At 68.0% G+C, this 17,394-nt stretch carries 17 protein-coding genes; 10 read left to right on the top strand and 7 right to left on the bottom strand.

Translation table 11 applies throughout. The annotated features are described in order from the left end of the window. Positions 1 to 18: 18 nt before the first annotated feature. From KBI44_01680 to KBI44_01705, 6 genes are all read right to left on the bottom strand, one after another. Complete coding sequence (locus tag KBI44_01680) at positions 19 to 555, bottom strand: YcxB family protein (GenBank protein ID MBP9143170.1); 537 nt, start codon at positions 553 to 555, stop codon at positions 19 to 21. 104 nt (positions 556 to 659) lie between these two features. Then, complete coding sequence (locus KBI44_01685) at positions 660 to 1,634, bottom strand: polysaccharide deacetylase family protein (GenBank protein ID MBP9143171.1); 975 nt, start codon at positions 1,632 to 1,634, stop codon at positions 660 to 662. Beyond that, complete coding sequence (locus KBI44_01690; protein MBP9143172.1) at positions 1,631 to 2,071, bottom strand: hypothetical protein; 441 nt, start codon at positions 2,069 to 2,071, stop codon at positions 1,631 to 1,633. Before KBI44_01690 ends, KBI44_01685 begins: the two co-directional genes overlap by 4 nt. A gap of 150 nt (positions 2,072 to 2,221) precedes the next feature. Further along, positions 2,222 to 2,686 (bottom strand): hypothetical protein, encoded by a 465-nt coding sequence (locus KBI44_01695; GenBank protein ID MBP9143173.1) that lies wholly within the window; start codon positions 2,684 to 2,686, stop codon positions 2,222 to 2,224. Positions 2,687 to 2,774: 88 nt separating this feature from the next. Further along, entirely contained in the window at positions 2,775 to 3,743 is a 969-nt protein-coding gene (locus KBI44_01700) for an MBL fold metallo-hydrolase (GenBank protein ID MBP9143174.1), read from the bottom strand. Between the two features lie 25 nt (positions 3,744 to 3,768). Then, on the bottom strand, positions 3,769 to 4,707 hold the full coding sequence (locus KBI44_01705) for a cytochrome C-binding protein (GenBank protein MBP9143175.1): 939 nt from the start codon (positions 4,705 to 4,707) through the stop codon (positions 3,769 to 3,771). Between the two features lie 157 nt (positions 4,708 to 4,864). Between KBI44_01705 and KBI44_01710 the strand changes: the two genes are divergently transcribed. The 7 genes from KBI44_01710 (at position 4,865) to nrfD (ending at position 12,653) form a co-directional block, all read left to right on the top strand. Then, a complete protein-coding gene (locus KBI44_01710; protein MBP9143176.1) occupies positions 4,865 to 6,115 on the top strand; it encodes an alpha/beta hydrolase in 1,251 nt (416 codons plus the stop codon). Between the two features lie 314 nt (positions 6,116 to 6,429). Further along, positions 6,430 to 7,947: a HAMP domain-containing protein gene (locus KBI44_01715; GenBank protein MBP9143177.1), complete on the top strand. Its 1,518-nt coding sequence runs from the start codon at positions 6,430 to 6,432 to the stop codon at positions 7,945 to 7,947. After that, complete coding sequence (locus KBI44_01720; GenBank protein MBP9143178.1) at positions 7,944 to 8,771, top strand: response regulator; 828 nt, start codon at positions 7,944 to 7,946, stop codon at positions 8,769 to 8,771. The genes KBI44_01715 and KBI44_01720 overlap by 4 nt, the downstream gene beginning before the upstream one ends. After that, positions 8,768 to 9,964, top strand: a complete 1,197-nt coding sequence (locus KBI44_01725; GenBank protein MBP9143179.1) for a response regulator — start codon at positions 8,768 to 8,770, stop codon at positions 9,962 to 9,964. Before KBI44_01720 ends, KBI44_01725 begins: the two co-directional genes overlap by 4 nt. Positions 9,965 to 9,995: 31 nt before the next feature. Continuing rightward, positions 9,996 to 10,556, top strand: coding sequence for a cytochrome c3 family protein (locus KBI44_01730; protein ID MBP9143180.1), 561 nt, complete (start codon positions 9,996 to 9,998; stop codon positions 10,554 to 10,556). A gap of 7 nt (positions 10,557 to 10,563) precedes the next feature. Beyond that, positions 10,564 to 11,424, top strand: coding sequence for a 4Fe-4S dicluster domain-containing protein (locus tag KBI44_01735; GenBank protein ID MBP9143181.1), 861 nt, complete (start codon positions 10,564 to 10,566; stop codon positions 11,422 to 11,424). Next, positions 11,421 to 12,653: a polysulfide reductase NrfD gene (gene nrfD, locus KBI44_01740; protein ID MBP9143182.1), complete on the top strand. Its 1,233-nt coding sequence runs from the start codon at positions 11,421 to 11,423 to the stop codon at positions 12,651 to 12,653. Before KBI44_01735 ends, nrfD begins: the two co-directional genes overlap by 4 nt. A gap of 291 nt (positions 12,654 to 12,944) precedes the next feature. Here the strand turns inward: nrfD and KBI44_01745 are convergent, their stop codons facing one another. Next, positions 12,945 to 13,490 (bottom strand): hypothetical protein, encoded by a 546-nt coding sequence (locus KBI44_01745; GenBank protein ID MBP9143183.1) that lies wholly within the window; start codon positions 13,488 to 13,490, stop codon positions 12,945 to 12,947. Between the two features lie 170 nt (positions 13,491 to 13,660). Here KBI44_01745 and KBI44_01750 point away from each other — a divergent pair, with 170 nt between their 5' ends. The 3 genes from KBI44_01750 to KBI44_01760 are packed head-to-tail and all read left to right on the top strand — an operon-like array spanning position 13,661 to position 17,393. After that, positions 13,661 to 14,911 carry a hypothetical protein gene (locus tag KBI44_01750; protein MBP9143184.1) on the top strand — a complete coding sequence of 417 codons (1,251 nt, stop codon included), beginning with the start codon at positions 13,661 to 13,663 and terminating at the stop codon, positions 14,909 to 14,911. Further along, on the top strand, positions 14,908 to 16,143 hold the full coding sequence (locus KBI44_01755; protein MBP9143185.1) for a hypothetical protein: 1,236 nt from the start codon (positions 14,908 to 14,910) through the stop codon (positions 16,141 to 16,143). Before KBI44_01750 ends, KBI44_01755 begins: the two co-directional genes overlap by 4 nt. Next, positions 16,140 to 17,393 (top strand): hypothetical protein, encoded by a 1,254-nt coding sequence (locus tag KBI44_01760; protein ID MBP9143186.1) that lies wholly within the window; start codon positions 16,140 to 16,142, stop codon positions 17,391 to 17,393. Before KBI44_01755 ends, KBI44_01760 begins: the two co-directional genes overlap by 4 nt. The last annotated feature ends 1 nt before the right edge of the window (position 17,394 follow it).

Raw genomic sequence — 17,394 nt, forward strand, 5'->3', positions numbered from 1 at the left:
CGGTACCCGAGAAGACTGTCAGGTCGAGCGCTTCGCCTTGGCGCGTTCGATCTGCTCTTTGGCGTAGTCGACGAAGTCGCGCCGGCGCGAGTCCCCGAGGAAGGCTCGAACCGGAATGATGTAGGCGGAGAACTGACCCGGGTGGAGACAGACATATCCCCCCCAATCGATGATCCTGTCGACGCCCGCCCAGTAAATCTCATTCCGGTTGAAGACGGTCGTTTCCACGACGCCTTCCGGAGTGAGGGTGACCGTGTGGTCCGCGAGCACCGCGCGGTTCCGACGTGCCGAGACGCCCAGAAGAATCGCCAAGAGGGTCAAGACCACGACTGCCACTGTCACGAGGAGAGCCGTGATCAGGAAGAGGACAACCGCGTCGATCGTGAATCCGTTGACACCGAAAGCGAAAAGGCCGATCCACAGGTAGTTCACCGCGAAAATCAGCTGGTTCGGTCGCGCGCGGGCGAGCATCAACAGGTTGAAGAGCACCAGGTCCCATCGGGAGTTCTTGTAGCTCACCGCTCGCGAATCGCCTGCCTGGACCACTTCCGACATCGAATCTCCCAACTGTAGTGCGTCACGATGGAATCGTTACGCTAGCAGACGCCCGGAACGGACTGCAGCCCCGGTCCGAGCGGGCAGGTCCCGGAGGTCGGTGCTCAGCGCGGCAGGGCGTCGTAGGCCTGCTGGATCCAGGCCGGAGGATCGGGAGAGGGCGAGCGCGGCTTCCCGGCGGTCACTTCCCAGTGGTGGAGCCAGGAGATCCCCCAGGCGCCGACGTAGTCGTCGGGCAGCGTGTAGGCCGGATCGCGCAGCGTTTCGTCGAGAGTCGCGTAGCGGTAGCCGCGCTTCTCCATCCGGTCCGCCAGCGCACCGAAATGATCGGCGTTCAGCGCGTTGGCGTGAATCAGCAACACCTGCGCGATCTCGCGCCCGACGACGCGGTGCGAAAGCTCTTCGACGAAACCGAAGACCTGATCCATGTAGTCGAGATAGGCGGCGGCCACCCGGCCGGCGAACGCCTGGTCACCCCGCCGCAGGGCGTCGGCGTAGACGAAGGCGAAGACGTATTCGTCGTTGTCGATCGTCACCGGCGCGATCGTGTAGCCCTTCTCGGCGAGGAACTTCTCGAACGCCCGGCGCTTCGGGAGCTCGAGCCCCACCTGCAGGAAGGGATGGCGGAAATAGCGCAGCGTCCTGCCCTTCTCCGCCAGCAGACTCCGGGTGACCGGCTCGCCGCGCAGCACGTCGGCCTCGAACTCCTCGAGCGGCAGGCGGTTGAGACTGCGGTGCGAATACGTGTGATTGCCGAGCTCGAGTCCGGCGTCGATCCACTGCCGAAGAACGGCGGTCCGCGCCGCGACCCCAGCCGCGCTTTCGCCGGAGGCGAAGAGCTTGCCCTCGTTGACGAAGCCGACCGCCGGCACCCGATGCTCCGCGAGCGCCGCGAGGAGCTTGGCGGTCATCGCCGCGAGCGCCGCCGGCTCGTTCGACACCACCCCGGCCGGCGGCGCCGGCAGGTCGTCGATCGTCACTGCCAGGGTACGCCGGGGCGGTTCCCCTGGCGCCTCGCCACCAGCGGGTACAGGCGTTGCCACCAGCGCCGCGCACGTCAGCCAGACGCTCCACTTCATGGCTTCGTCGATCCGACAGGATCGAGCTTCATCGTCGCAGCCTCCGATTCCGTCAGCAAGGCGCGCGCCGCGGTTCTCGCAACCATGGGGTCGAGCGTCCCGTCCGCGACCGCGGACAGCGCGGCCTCCGCCTCCGGACTCGCCTCCGCGAACGGATAGCGGGCGCGGTAGCGCTTCGCGAGCAGCAGCGACTGGCGCTCATCGGGAGAAAGCTGATGCGGCGAGCGCTCCCGCGACACGCCGAGAATCGCCCCGTCGAGGCGCTGCTCCATCCGCCGCAGCGCCTTGTCCGCCTGGTCGGTGCGCAGATAGATCAACTCGTCGATCCCGAAGTGGATCGAAGCTGCAACCTCCATTCGCATCACCGGTTCGGTGATCGCCCAGAGCCGATGCGCGCCGAAGTAGCCTCCGGCGTAGAACCCGGCGACGAAAACCAAGAAACCTCCCAGGAGACTCCCCCACCGCTGTCGCATCGCCTGCCCTCCCCTGGCGTGCTTGCCTGGGGGTGAGTCTCGCACAGCTCGCCAGTCGGTTGCGGGCGACGAGCGCGGCGCAGACCTGCAGGAGCGCCAACCGTGGTTAGCGGTTCATGGCACCGCCGGCTTGGCGTCGAGCTCGAGCTTGTCCTTGCGGATGAACGTCTCCACCGCGTCGAAGCCCTCGGCCACGTTCGGATCGGCCATGAGCGCGCGCATCGCCTCCTGCCCGAGAACCTGGAAGGCGTTCTCGACCGTCCCCTGGCCGTCGCGCTCGAGCGCCGCGGCGAATTGCGGCCGGCACGACTCGGTCAGCAGGCGCTCGAAGAGCCTCCCCACCGTGCGCGCCATCGCCGTGCGCTGCTCCGGCGACACCACGGAGATCGAGCTCACCACCGGGTGCAGGGCGGCCGTGGCGAAGAGCCAGCGCACCAGATCGTTTTCGTCCCGCGCCGTGGTCGCATCCTCCATGCACCTGGCGAGCGCGTCGAACTCGACGCCAGCGGTCACTGGCGACATCGGCAGCAAGAAGAGCGTCAGGGAGACGGCAACTGCATTCAGGGCTGGCTTGGTCAATCTCTGCCTCCGGTGGGCCGGTCGTTGCCGCGAATTCTAGATCGGCCGCCCCGCGACTGCCGCCCCCTCGCCCCGCTTCTCCGGCAGCTCAACCCGCCTCCGCCGGCCGGAATCGCTCCCCGATCGCCAGCCGGTGGACGCGGCGGGCGAGGTCGGGCGATCCCTGTCTGAGGAGCCGCTCGATCACCCGGTCAGCCTCGTCGATCGGCTCGTCGGTCAGGTCGAAAGTGCCCCAGTGCATCGGCAGCATGTGCGCCGCGCCGAGATCCTGGAAAGCGGCGAGTGCCTCCTCCGGATTCATGTGCACCGGCTTCATGAACCAGCGCGGTTCGTAGGCGCCGGTCGGCAGCAGGGCGAGATCGAGGTTTGGGAAGACCCTCCCGTACTCGGCGAAGCCCCGGAAGTACCCGCTGTCGCCGGCGAAGAAGGTTCGCATACGGGGACTCTCGATGAGCCACGAGCCCCAGAGAGTCGTTTCGTCGGGTTGCGAGAGGCGGCGCGACCAGTGCTGCGCCGGCAGGAGAGTGAGGCGAAAGCCGCGGCACTCGGTCGACTGCCACCAGTCGAGCTCTTCGACGTCGGAGTAGCCGAACTGCCTGACGAACCGGCCGAGCCCAAGCGGCACCCGCCAAGCGATCCCCTTCGGCAGGCGGGAGAGACTCCAGCGGTCGAGGTGGTCATAGTGATTGTGCGACAACACCGCCACCGCGCCCTCCGGAATCGCGGTGAGCGGAACGCCGGGGGGCTCCCGGCGGCGCGGCAAGAGCGCCCGCGGGCCGAAGTGCGGATCGGTCAGCAGGACGTTCCCGCCGTCCTGAAGCGCAAAGGTCGCGTGCCCGACCCAGGTCGCCCCGGGAGTGCCGGCGCGCCGGCGAAGGTCCGCCCCGTCGTTCGCGACCCGGGGCACGCGCGGCGGGCGTCTCTTGTCGTAGCGGTTCCGCGACAGCAGCTTCCAGCGCACGAGGTCGCGAAAGGTCGCTTTGCCGACTCCCCAGGGATTGAAGAAGCGCCCGCTCGCGAAGTGCGGCGCATGCAGCGTGTCGACCGGATCCGTCACCGGCGAAGTGTGACATGCGCAGTGCTCAGGGCGGGAGAGAGGCGAGGTAGGCGGCGAGCGCGATCATCTCGTCGAGGGTGAGCTTCTCGACCACCGGCCGCATGAGGACGCTCGACGGTCCGGCCCGGGCGCCGTGCCGGAAGTCCCAGAGCTGGCGGACGACGTAGCTCGGCGAGCGTCCGGCGATGCCGGGCACCGGGCCGAGCCCCCGGAGCCCCGGACCGTGGCAGGTGGCGCACGGCACCGTCTGCTGGTCGCCTGCGCTGACGCCGCCATGTTCCGCGAGGACCTGGCCCTGCCGGATACTGCCGATCGGCACATAGGCGAGAAAGCCGGCCCGCGAGTCGCGACTTTCGAACCGTTCGAGGTCTTCCGGCACTTCGAGGATCCGGGCACCGATCGGCTCGCGCGCGCCGGCCGGCGCTGCGGCCAGGAACCATCCGGCGACGTAGGTCTTCGGCACGGCCGCGGTCTCGACGACCCGGATCGACCGTCGTGGCGCAAGGGCCGAGAAGTAAGCGGCGGCAGCGGCGACCTCCGTGTCGGTCGCGGCCCTGGCGACGGCGATCATCGCCGACGTGGGGAGGCGGTTCGGCACCGAGGTCCCGCGCGCACCGCTCTTGAAATCGGCCATCTGCTGGACGATGTAGGCCGCCGGCAGACCCGCGAGACGCGCGTTCTCGGGACCACCGGTGCCCTCCGCCCGATGGCAGAAGCCGCAGGCATAGACCTCCGGCCTCCGGCCGTAGGCGACGACATCGGGCATGGGGGCGTGGTCGGCAGGGTGCCAGTCTGGAGCGCGAAAGAGATCGCGCAGCTGGGTGAGCGTGAAGGACGCCGCGCTGCCAGGGACCCGGCGGAGAGATCCGTCGTCCGGCGTCGGCAGGAAGTCCGGTGGCTTCTCCGGGTAGGCCCACGACGGCGGGCCTTCGTCGCCCCACACCGGCGACGCCGGCGCCGGCAGGAAGGTCCACAGCGCGAGGGCGCACCTCACGAAGCGACGGATGAGCGACGGCAAGGACATCGGGTGGCGCGAACTCTCGCACAAACCGTCCATCGCCGGGGAGTCGCGACTACGGCCTGGAGCCCGGCATCCACCACGAACGGCGTAGGCTTGCGGCATGAAGCGTGCGCGGACGATGTCGGATCTTCGCGGATTCTCCCGGCTCGCGGTCGAGGCGACCGTCGCGATGACCGATCTGGTCGAGGAGGTTCACCGCAGCGTGACGAGCGTGCCGGAGGTGGGCAAGCCGGATCCGGCGCGCCGGAAGCGCATGCGCGGCATCACCGGATTCGTCTACCGGACCGTGCGGCGGATCACCCACTGGGTCGGCCACAGCGTCGACGGCGGACTCGCCCAGCTGCAACCGCTCCTGCTCACCCAGCCTGCAACGGTTCCTCCGTCGAGCGCTCCCGTGTCACCCCATCGCGACGCCATCCTCGCGGCGCTCAACGGCGTGCTCGGCGACCACCTCGAGGCGACCGGCAACCCGCTCGCCATCCCGATGACGTTCCGGCGCCACGGACGGGAGCTCGACGCGAAGCAGGAGAGGGGGAACCGGATGCTCCTCCTCCTGCACGGCCTCTGCAGGAGCGATCTTCAGTGGTCGAGAAAGGGCCACGACCACGGCGCCCGCCTCGCATCGGAGCTCGGTTTCACGCCCGTCTACCTGCATTACAACAGCGGCCGGCCGGTCGCGACCAACGGCAACGAGCTGGCCATGCGCCTGGACTCCTTCGTCGCCGACTGGGGTGGGCCGTTGGGCGAGATCGTCGTCATCGCGCACAGCATGGGTGGGCTCGTGATGCGTAGCGCCTGCCAGGTCGCCGAGCGCGAGAAGCTCGCCTGGCTCGGCAAACTGCGCCAGATCGTCTTTCTCGGCACGCCGCATCACGGCGCGCCGCTCGAGCGCGGCGGCAACTGGGTGACCCTCGCGCTCGACGCCTCCTCCTACACTGCGGCTTTCGCCCGCCTGGGACGGATCCGCAGCGCCGGCATCACCGATCTGCGCTTCGGCCAGGTGACGGCGCTACGGGGAGGCGACCGCTTCGCTCCCGGCAGCGGCCATCGCGAGATCGTGCCCCTTCCCCGGGGTGTCGCCTGCTATGCGATCGCTGCGACACTCGCCAAGAGTCCCCAAGCGGCGGTCACCGCCAGCGCGATGGCGGCCGCCAAGGCCGTCCTCGGCGACGGTCTCGTGCCGCTGGCGAGCGCGCTCGGCGACGACACCGATCCGGCGCGCGCGCTCGCCATTCCGGCGGACCGCCGCTGCATTCTCCGTGGCAGGAACCACCTCGACCTGCTCGATCGCAGCGAGGCATACGAGCAACTCCGCTCCTGGCTTGCGGAAACGCCCGTAGCCACCCTCTGAGGCAGGAGGAGGCCCACTCCCGCGGGGTGTTGCCGTGCCGCGCTGCGGCGCAGACCATGGCAAGCGGAGGCCGACGATGGCACCGGCTCCCGCCCCGAGACGGGACGGGACCGAATCGGGACCTCCGGTTGAAACGCCCTGGCAGGATCTGAGTTCCGGCGCAAGTCACCGGACGTCGATATAGCCTTCCCGAAGTTCCGCGCCTCCAGGGCGCCCACCGGTGCTCCCCTCCTTCGCCGCCTCCATTCCGGGAGGGAGGATCCCGTGCCGGTGCCCGCAACTTCACGCCGAACTGACTCGCCCCTCGAGCGGCCATGAAACCGCGCATTGCCCAGCGCGTCATGGTGGCTGTCGGCGTTGTCTCGCTGGCGGTCTTCGGCACCTCCGCCTGGCTCGCCAGCCGGGCCCACGAACGCGAGCTCGCGTCGCTGGTCGAGCGCCAGGCTCTCATCCTCTCCGACACCATACGCAACAGCACCCGCCACGCGATGCTGCTCAACGAACGCGACATGGTGCACCGCATCATCGAGCAGATCGGGCGCCAGGACGGGCTGGAAAAGATCCGCGTCTACAACAAGGAGGGTGAGGTCATCTACTCGCCAGACGCCGCCCTCGTCGGCACGACGGTCGATCAGCACAACGAGGCCTGCGACGGCTGTCACAGCGACGGCACCTCCGTTGCGGAGCTCTCGGAGGGCCGCCGCACACGCGTCTTCCGCGCCGAGGGCGGCGATCGGCAGCTCGGCGTCATCACGCCGATTCCCAACGAGCCCATCTGCGCCAACGCCGGATGCCACGCTCATCCGCCGCAGCAGCAGGTGCTCGGGGTTCTCGACGTCACCGTTTCGCTCGCCGAGGTCGATTCCGCCGTGAGTGCAGGGCGGCGATCGGCATTCGCCTTCGCGCTCGCCGGAATCACGGCCATCAGCCTCCTCCTCGCGACCCTGTTCCATCGTTGGGTCGGAAAGCCCGTGCGCGCGCTCCTCGGCGCTACCGAGCGCGTCGCGGCGGGCGAGCTCGGCCACCGCGTCGCCGTCGTGCGCCACGACGAGCTCGGCCAGTTGGCCACCTCGTTCAATCAGATGACGACCAACCTCGCCGAAGCCCGCCACATGGTCTACCAATCGAACAAGCTGGCCTCCGTAGGTCGGCTGGCCGCCGGTATCGCCCACGAGATCAACAACCCGCTCACCGGCGTCCTCACCTATTCGAGCTTCCTGCTGAAGCGCGCCGTGGACGCGGAGACCCGGAGCGATCTCGAGACCATCGTCCACGAAACCAAGCGTTGCCGCGACATCGTCCGCGGCCTGCTCGATTTCTCGCGCCAGGTGCCGCCGAAGAAGACCATGGTCGACCTGAACGCCATCGTCGAGCGCGCGCTCGCCATCGTCGACAACCAGCTTCGGGTGCAGAACATTCACCTCACCAGGACCCTGGCGAGCGACCTGCCGCTCTTCCCGGCCGACGCCACCCAGCTGCAGCAGGTCATCCTGAACCTCCTCGTCAACGCCGCCGATGCCTTCGAGGCGGGCGACCGGCAGATCTTCGTCGCCACCGACCTGAAGAGCGTCGAGGGCCGCCAGTCGGTCGAGATCAAGGTCGCCGACAACGGCACGGGAATCTCGGAAAAGAACCTCGCCCACATCTTCGAGCCGTTCTTCACCACCAAGGAGAACCGGGGGACGGGACTCGGCCTCGCGGTCTGCTGGGGAATCGTCACCGAGCACGGCGGCACGATCCGGGTCGACACCAAGGTCGGCCGCGGCACCACCTTCACCGTGCAGCTGCCGCTCGAGCCACAATCGCAGCCGGCAGCCGGAGGCGCCTCATGAGAGCCCCGTTCGACGTGCTGCTGGTCGAGGACGAGCCCGTCGTGCGCGAGGCAGCGGCGAGGATCCTCCGACCCGAGGGGATCTCCCTCGATCGGGTCGAGGATGTCGACGGGGCGCTCGCACGCCTGCGGAGAGTCGATCATCGCGTCGTGCTGTCCGATCTCATGCTGCCGGGGTTCTCCGGCTTCGACCTGCTCGAGCGCGTGACGGGCGAGCGGCCCCATCTTCCCGTCATCCTGATCACCGGCTACGCCACCATCGAGAACGCCCTCGCCGCATTCAAGAAGGGCGCCTTCGACTTCCTCCCCAAGCCGTTCGACGTGGCGGAGCTGCTCGGCGTCGTACGCCGAGCGCTCAAGGCGGTCGAGCTGGGCAGCTGGTCCGCCGTCCCGGCTGAAATCCCGCAACCGGGCAGCGAGGCGAGCCGCGAGCGCTATTTCCTCGGCCAGCATGCCTGGGTCACGATCGAGAAGGGAGTCGCGACCTTCGGGCTCGCCGAGAGCTGGCCCGGCCTGCTCGCCGAGATCCGCACGATCGTCCTGCCCCAGAAGGGCGCGCGTCTGACCCAGGGGCTCGCCTGCGCGGAGATTGCCACGGCCGACGCTTCGATCCACCGGATCTGGGCTCCGGTGAGCGGCACTGTGCTCGAAACCAACCCGGCGATCCTCGCGGATCCCGATCTACTGAATCGTGCCCCGTTCTCCTCGGGTTGGCTGGTGCGTGTCGCGCCGGCCGACCTCGAGGCGGAACTGGACGCCCTCACGCGCCGCGCCGGCGCCGTTCTCGCTCCGGCTGGAAGCGGCGGGGAGAAGGAGAAGCGATGATCTTTCTGATGGTTCTCTTGACGGTCGTGGTTTTCGCCGTCGTCGACCTTACTCTCCGGCTGACCCTCAAGCAGATGCAGGCAACCCGCGCGCGTCGTGAGCGCCAGCAGGCGCTGGACATCGGACTGAAGCTCGAGTTCGCCGAGGAGGCGCTCAGCCTGAAGCGCGTCGAAGTCGCCTCGCCGAAGGGCCGGATTCTCGCGGTCGATGACGAGCCGGTGATCCTCGACAGCTTCCGCAAGATTCTCGTCCTGGCGGGCTTCGCGGTCGACACCGTGGAGTCCGGCCAGGAGGCCCTGAGTCTGGTGCGCAAGAACGACTACGATTTCGTCTTCACCGACCTCAAGATGCCGGGCATGGACGGGCTCGACGTCGCCAAGGGAGTCCACCATCTCCGACCGGATATCGACATCGCGATCATCACCGGCTACGGCACGATCGAGTCGGCGGTGGACGCCATGCGATTCGGCGCCGTCGACTACGTTCAGAAGCCGTTCACGGAGGATGAGCTGGTCGAGTTCGCGAACCGCCTCGTGCTGCGCCGGCAGGATCGTCGCGAGCGCCTGACTCCGCCCGAGATCCGCCTGGTCACGCCCTCCTCCGCCGGCGTCGCTTCGCCGCGAGTGGTCAACGTTCCGGGCGGCATCTACGTTTCGCCGGAGCACAGCTGGGTGAAGATCGAGATGACGGGCGAGGCCCGAGTCGGGCTCGACGACTTCGTTCAGAAGTCGGTGGGACCGGTCACCGCGATCCGCCTGCCCGAACCCGGGCGAGCGGTGCGTCGCGGAGATGCTCTCTTCGCTCTCAGTATCGGAGGGGACGGGCAGGAGCTGCGCTTCGCGGCTCCTCTCTCGGGCAAGGTCGTGCACGTCAACCACGATCTCGACTATCAGCTCGATCTCATGCGTCTGCGTCCCTACGAGCAGGGCTGGGTCTGTACGATCGACCCGCAGGAGCTGACCGCCGACCTCGGCAAGCTCATGATCGGCGCCGATGCCGTCAGCTGGTACCAGAACGAGGCCCGCCGCTTCACCGACCGTCTGACGGAGGAGCTCGCAGCAGAGCCTGCCGTCGACAGGAGGAGCCCGCACACGAACGGGACGGCGCAACGTGCCGCCTGTCGCGCTTTCGACAAGACCTTTCTACAGCCGGCGCGGCTGCCAGAGACCGCTGCCCAGACAGTCAAGGTATGAGCCGGCGCACGGAATCCGGACAGGTGATTCCATGACGACGCGAACTGCCACCTGGTCGCACCTCCTGACCGCCCTCTGTCTGCTGTTGCCCACGGCGACAGCGGCTGCATCGGCCGCCGACGCCAAGGCAGAGACCCCCGCACCCTTGCCCTCGCCGGCCTCTCCCGAAACCGTCCGCTGGGCCTCTTCGGTCGGCGAGGTCGTCTTCCAGCACAGGCTCCACACGGAGGAGTTCGGCGCCGAATGTGTGTCCTGCCATCACGAGACCGTGGCGGCGAGTCTCGAGCTGCCGCACCCGGACTATTTCGACGGCTTCTGGGTCGACTGCGCCGTCTGCCACACGGGAAGCGCGACTCCAGCGGCCGCGGGCAAGTGCGTGGTCTGCCACCCGGAGCGCACCTCGGGGCTCACCCTCGAGATGCCGACCGTGAAGGTCGCGATTCACCGCAGCTGCTGGAAATGTCACGACCGCGGCACCGGATCCGAAGCGAGCACTCAATGCGGGTTCTGCCACCAGCGCTCCCGAGAGCCGCAGTCCCAGACGACGAAGGCCCCGCCGGCGCCGCCGGCTGGCCCGGCGACGAGCAAGTGAGGAAGCCATGAATCGACGCACCTTCCTGAAGATCGGCACCGTGGCCGGCTCGACACTGGTAGCAGGACGCGCCGAGGCCGCCGAAAAGGGCAACCCCGAGGAGTTCGTCGGCGTCCTCGTCGACACCACGCGCTGCATCGGCTGTCGCGCCTGCGAGCGCGCCTGCTCCGTGGAACACGACCTGCCGGTGCCGGACATCGAGAACGACGGCGCGCTCGCCGCACTGCGCCCGACGACCGAGACCCAGTGGACGGTGGTCAATCGCTTCGCCACGTCGAAGGGCGAAGTCTTCGTCAAGAAGCAGTGCCTGCACTGCTGGCAGCCGGCATGCGCCGCGGCCTGCCTGACGAACGCCATGGAGAAGACGCGCAGCGGACCGGTGGTCTGGCACCCCAGGAAGTGCATGGGCTGTCGCTACTGCCTGGTGTCCTGCCCGTTCGACATCCCGAAGTTCGAGTATCACTCGTGGAATCCGAAGATCCAGAAGTGCTCGATGTGCAGCGAACGGCTCGAGCAGGGTTTGGAGCCGGCCTGCGTGGGCTCGTGCCCGACCGACGCCCTCACCTTCGGCACCAAGCGCGAGCTGATGGAGATCGCCCGTCTGCGCATCTATCACCACCCCGACCGCTACGTACACCAGATCTATGGCGAGTCCGAGGTCGGCGGGACCGGCTGGCTCTACCTCTCGGCGGTGCCTTTCGAGGAGATCGGCTTCCGTACCGATCTCGGCACGACGCCGTACCCGGAGTACACCCGCGACTTCCTCTACGGGGTTCCCCTCGTGCTCTTCGGACTTCCCGCCCTGCAGTTCGGTCTCCACCTGCTCGCCGACAAGAAGGACGAGGCGATGGAGCCCAGCGAGTCATGACTACGATGCCGATCTCGCCCGCTCCCGACCGCCTCCCGCTCCTGCGCTTCCTGCTCTCGGAGCTCAAACCCAAGGGGCCGCTGCTGACCCCGTTCAACGTCATCTCGATTCCGGTCATCCTGCTCGGGATCGGCGTCCTCATCCAGCGCTTCATCTACGGCCTGGGTTCGATCACCAACCTGACTCAGGAGCACCCCTGGGGCCTCGGGATCGGCTTCGACGTCGTGACCGGGGTCGCCCTCGCCGGCGGCGCCTACACGCTGGCCTTCGCCGTCTACGTGATGCGGCTCGAGAAATACCATCCGATCATCCGCGCCACGGTGCTGAACGGCCTGCTGGCCTACATCTTCTATGCCGGGGCTCTGGTGCTCGACCTCGGCCGGCCCTGGAATGTCATCAACCCGGTCATCGGCAACTCGTTCGGCTACAACTCGGTGCTCTTCCAGGTCGCCTGGAGCTTTCTGCTCTACATGCTCGTCGAGATGATCGAGCTCTCGCCGGCCTTCGCGGAGTGGCTGGGCTGGAAGCGCGCGCGGCGCGTCCTCGCCTCTCTGGCTCTGGGCGCCGTGATCATCGGGGTGACGCTGTCGACCCTTCACCAGGCCGGCCTGGGCGCCCTCTTCCTGATGGCCAAGCCGAAGATCCATCCGCTCTGGTACACCGAGTTCATTCCCATACTCTTCTTCGTCTCGAGCATCTTCGGCGGCCTGTCGATGGTCATCCTCGAGGGCACCCTGACCCACCGGCTGTTCGGCAAGCAGACGGATCCCAAGAAGCACGGCTCGTTCGACGATCTGATGCTCGGGCTCGGCAAGGGTACCGCCATCGCCCTGTTCGTCTACTACTTCTTCAAGCTGCTCATCTTCCTGCACGAGCGCCAATGGGATCTGCTGGCGACCGGGTGGGGGGCCTGGTACCTCGTCGAGGTGATCGGCTTCGTGCTCGTGCCGTGCGTGATGTTCGCCTATGCGGTGCGCCACCGCCGGCCGGGACTCCTGCGGCTGGCTGCGGCCGGGGCGCTCGTCGGCCTGCTGCTCAATCGCCTGAACATCTCGATCGTCGCCTTCAACTGGCAGCTCGCCGAACGCTACTTCCCGAGCTGGCAGGAGTTCGTCGTGACCCTGACGGTGCTCTTCACCGAAGTCTGGGTCTTCCGCTGGATCGTGCTTCGCTTGCCGATCCTGCGCGATGCGCACGAGCTGCCCAACCCGCGTCCCCTCGAGTCATGAGCACCCGAGCGAGCGCCTGCCGAGTCCGCGAAGGAGGCTGAATGGAAACCTACCGCTACGTGAACATCTTCGAGACCAAGGGCCTCGAGTACCTTCTGTTGGCCTCGTTCCTGGTCCTCTTCGTCGTCTTCGTGCGCTACCTTTCGGCCCCAGGCCGCAAGCCCTGACGCCGACCGACGGCTCCAGTGCCTCCGGGGTTCGCGCGCGTCTACCCTGGAAGCTACCCGCGAAGGCGTCCTGCACCCGGCGCCTTCGCGACACACCAGCGTTCTGCAGGCGCGAGGCTGAGCCCTATTTCGCGGCAAAGACGACGTCGTCGAACAGCATACGGAAACCTTGCTCGCCGCTGCACTCCAGCCGGAGCTGGACCGATCTCGCGGTGGCTCCGGTACGCGTCTCGCCACTCATCTGCTGCCAGCTCGTCTTCGGCGGCCGGGCGTCGGCCACCAGCGGCTCGGAGGCGTTCTCGCAGGCAGCGTCGTCCCCCTGGAAGATCGTGTAGCCGCAGACGTAGAGATCGCCCGAAGCGATCCTGAGGCGCACCGCGATCCGATAGTCGGTGTCCGGCTTGACCGGTATGCAGGGCGCCTGAAGACGCAGGCTGCCCTGGCGGTCGGTCCCGGCAAGCGCTCCCTTCGCCGGATCGCCGTCCGTGCGCTCATGGCTCGCGGACTCCTCGTGGACGCCGGTCCAACCCTCTATGTCCTGCGCAAATCCGCAGTTGCGGTTCGCGAGCAGGTTTCGCGTATCGGCTGCACACTCCGCCGCGACCGCCGCCGACCCTGCGAGACCTGCCAGCGACGCGACGACTCCCACGCTCAGCACCAGGATCTTCATGATTCGACTCCTCCTGCGTGGCTAACCGACTTTCGGCCGGCCTCCGGGCCAGACCCTGTCCTGCACGCTCGCCAGGGTCGAACGCCCTCTCGGCCGGAGCAAAAGGGCGGTGCAACGCACGAGTTGTCCCCTCGTAGCCCGACTCAACGGTAGTGAGGCAGGGGGATCTCATGTTCTCGAATCGTGCCCGCATCGCTGTCGTGGCTGGACTTGTCGTCATCGGACTCGCGGCGCCGTCCGCGGCGGTCAAACGCCGCGCCTTCGTGACCTCGGTCGCCGGGAACGGCAACCTGGCCTCCTGGGCGCTCGCCGGCGGCGGAGTGGGCCTCGCAGCCGGCGACAACATCTGTCGCGCCCGGGCCTTCATCGCCGACCTTCCGAACCCCGGCAGCTACTACGCCTGGCTCTCGACCGCGTCGACGGACGCCTACTGCCATGTCCAGGGGCAGACCGGCAAGAAGGCCAATGGCTGCGTCGGCACCGCGACGGGCGCAGGCCCCTGGTACCGCTACGACGGCGTCGGCCGATTCAGCGGCTCGATCGACGAGCTCACCGACTTCGCGAGCCAGGCGATCTACCAGCCCATCCGCTTCGACGAGCTCGGCAATGAGCTCTCGGGCACTGGGGATGGCTTCTGGACCTCGACTTCGAAGACCGGCGAGGCCGGTCCCGACACCTGCTCGGGTTGGATCGTCGGCAGTTCGGGGGCCGCCGGATCCACCGGACTCCCGGACCGGACCTGGGACGACTGGACGGCCTACCTCATCAGCGCATGCGACAACGAGCGCCGACTCCTCTGCCTGGAAGGCGGGACGAGCGAGGTGACGCCGGTCCCCTGGGTTCCGGCCGCGCTCGTCTTCACGACCTCGGTCTCGGGGTCCGGCGATCTCTCGACCTGGCCCGAGGCCGGGGGAGAGACCGGTCTCGCGGCGGCCGACAACATCTGCCAGAGCCTGGCCACCGCTGCCCACCTGCCTTCACCGGGTTCGTTCTTCGCCTGGCTGTCGACGAACGCGACCGATGCCGGCGACCGACTGACGCTCACCGGCACGCCGATCCGGCGCGTCGACGGGTTTCGCGTGGCCGACTCGAAGAGCGACCTGCTGGCTACCGGGGCGGACAACAGCCTGCATGTCGACGAGGCGGGCCGCTATCTCTCCTACACGAACCTCTGGACCGGAACGGACGGCGACGGCACCGCCACCGTCGACAACTGCGATGGCTGGAGCTCGGCGGTAGCGACCGACGATGGACACACTGGATTCGGCAACGCGGCCTACTCGGAAGTCTGGACGCAGATCGGTGCCTACGATTGCGACCTGACCCACCGGCTCGCCTGCTTCTCTAACGTCGAGGTCCTCTTCTGGGACGGCTTCGATCTCTCGGAGAACACCGAGCGCTGGTCGGCGGTCGTGCCGTGAGAGTCGCCCTGGCTCTCGCTCTCGCTCTCGTCGTCGCCGCTCCAGCCAACGCCGTCAAACGCCGCGCATTCGTGACTTCCGTCACCGGCACCGGCAATCTGCACTCGTGGGCCGATTCGGGCGGGCTCTCCGGCGTCGCCGCGGGCGACAACATCTGTCGCGTCCGCGCCGCCGCTGGCGGCTTGCCGAATCCCACCGCCTACCGCGCCTGGCTCTCGACGGCCGCGACCGACGCCTACTGCCACGTCCAAGGCCAGACGGGTAAGAAGGACCCTGGCTGTGTCGGCACGCCGGAGCCTGCCGGGCCGTGGTACCGGTACGACGGCGTGGGGCGCTTCACCGGCACGCTCGACGAGCTCACCGGCCCTGAGCGACGGATCTACCAACCGATCCGCTACGACGAACTGGGCAACGATGCGACGACTCTCGAGAGGAGCTACTGGACCGGAACGGACTCAACCGGAGAGGTCGCGGCAGACATCTGCGGCAGCTGGGTCGTGGCCTCCAGCGGGGCCTCGGGCAAGGGCGGGGCGGCGGAAGAGTCCGCCGGCGGCTGGACGTCGTCAACAATCGGCTCCTGCGCCGGAACGTCCCGACTTCTTTGCCTGGAAGCCGGGGCGAGCGAGGTCACGCCCGTTCCCTGGATTCCGGCGGCTCTCGTCTTCGCCACTTCCACCCAGGGTCACGGCGACCTTTCCGCCTGGCCCGGCGCCAATGGCGAGGACGGCCTCGCCGCCGGAGATGCGATCTGCCGGAGCCGCGCATCGGCCGCGCATCTGCCGTCACCCGCGTCGTTCTTCGCCTGGCTCTCGACCGATTCGATTGGCGCCGGAACTCGCATGACGCTCGCCGGCACTCCGTATCGGCGCGTGGACGGTTTCCGGATCGCCAGTTCCGCGGCCGACTTGCTGGCGAATGGCGCCGACAACACGCTGCATGTCGATGAGTTCGGGCAGTACGCCTCGCCCTACCGCCTGGCGTTCACCGGAACGCTCCCCGATGGAACGCCGGGTCTGGCGAACTGCGCTGGCTGGACGTCGGTCTCGGCGTTTGACGAGGCGACCTACGGCTTGCTCTACCGCGCCTACGATGGCACCTGGACCGACCGGGACGAAGGCACATGCAGCGGCACCGAGAAGCGCCTCATCTGCTTCTCGAACCGCGAGGTCCTCTTCTGGGACGGCTTCGATCTGTCCGAGAACACCGAGCGCTGGTCGGCGGTGGTGCCGTGAGGGTGGCTCTCGCTCTCGCTCTCGCTCTCGCTCTCGCTCTCGCTATCGCTCTCGCCGCTCCCGCCAGTGCGGTCAAGCGCCGGGCTTTCGTCACTTCGGTCGCCGGCAACGGCAACCTCACCTCCTGGTCCGATTCCGGCGGGCTCTCCGGACTCGCTGCAGGCGACCTCATTTGCAAGAATCGCGCGCTCCTGGGGGGTCTACCGAACTTCTCGGGCTTTCGCGCCTGGCTATCGACGGCTTCGACGGACGCCTTTTGCCACGTGCAGGGACAGACCGGACGAAAGGGCACCGGTTGCGTCGGGACACCGGTACCGGCGGGCCCGTGGTACCGCTACGACGGTGTCGGCCGGTTTTCTGGAACGGTCGATGAGCTGACCGACCCGCTCCACCCGGAGATCTACCAGCCGATCCACTTCGACGAATTGGGCAACGAGCTCTCGCAGGACTCCGGCAACTACTGGACCGGAACCGGACAGGACGGAACCGCCTCCGACTGGACCTGCGCCGGCTGGGTCGTCGGCACCAATGGTGCTACGGGAAAGACGGGAACGCCCGAGCGTTCGGTCTACTGGTGGACTTCCGACCTCACCAACGACTGCGATCGCCTGCGGCGGCTGCTTTGCGTCGAGTCCGGAACGAGCGAGGTCACTCCGGTCCCCTGGGTGCCGGCGGCGCTGGTCTTTTCGACCTCAGCGCTAGGCAGCGGCAATCTGGGCGCGTGGCCCGAAGCCGGCGCGGCGACCGGTCTCGCTGCCGGCGATGCGATCTGCCGCAATCTCGCCGCGGCGGCTCATCTGCCCTCGCCCGAGGCATTCGTCGCCTGGCTGTCGACCGATCCGGTCGCGGCGAGCAGTCGCCTGACGCTCGAGGACACGCCGTTGCGCCGGGTGGACGGTTTCCGGCTCGCCAACTCGAAGGCCGACCTGCTCACGAGCGGCTCCGCCAACACCCTCCACGTCGACGAGCAGGGGCAGTATCTGGCGCAGCTCAACTGGCACTGGTCCGGCAGCTTCGGTGGTGGCTCCTCCTCGGGAATCAACTGCGACGGCTGGACATCTTCCGATCCCGGCGATGACGGCGACTACGGGGTTTCCGACTTCGCCTACGGCGCCGAATGGAGCGCCTTCTGGAGCACACCGTGCAGCCAGTCGCTCCGCCTCCTCTGTTTCTCCAACCGAGAGGTCCTGTTCTGGGACGGCTTCGATCTGTCGGAAAACACCGAGCGCTGGTCGGCGGTGACGCCGTGAG

The sequence above is a fragment of the Thermoanaerobaculia bacterium genome (genome assembly GCA_018057705.1).
Taxonomy (GTDB): Bacteria; Acidobacteriota; Thermoanaerobaculia; order Multivoradales; family JAGPDF01; genus JAGPDF01.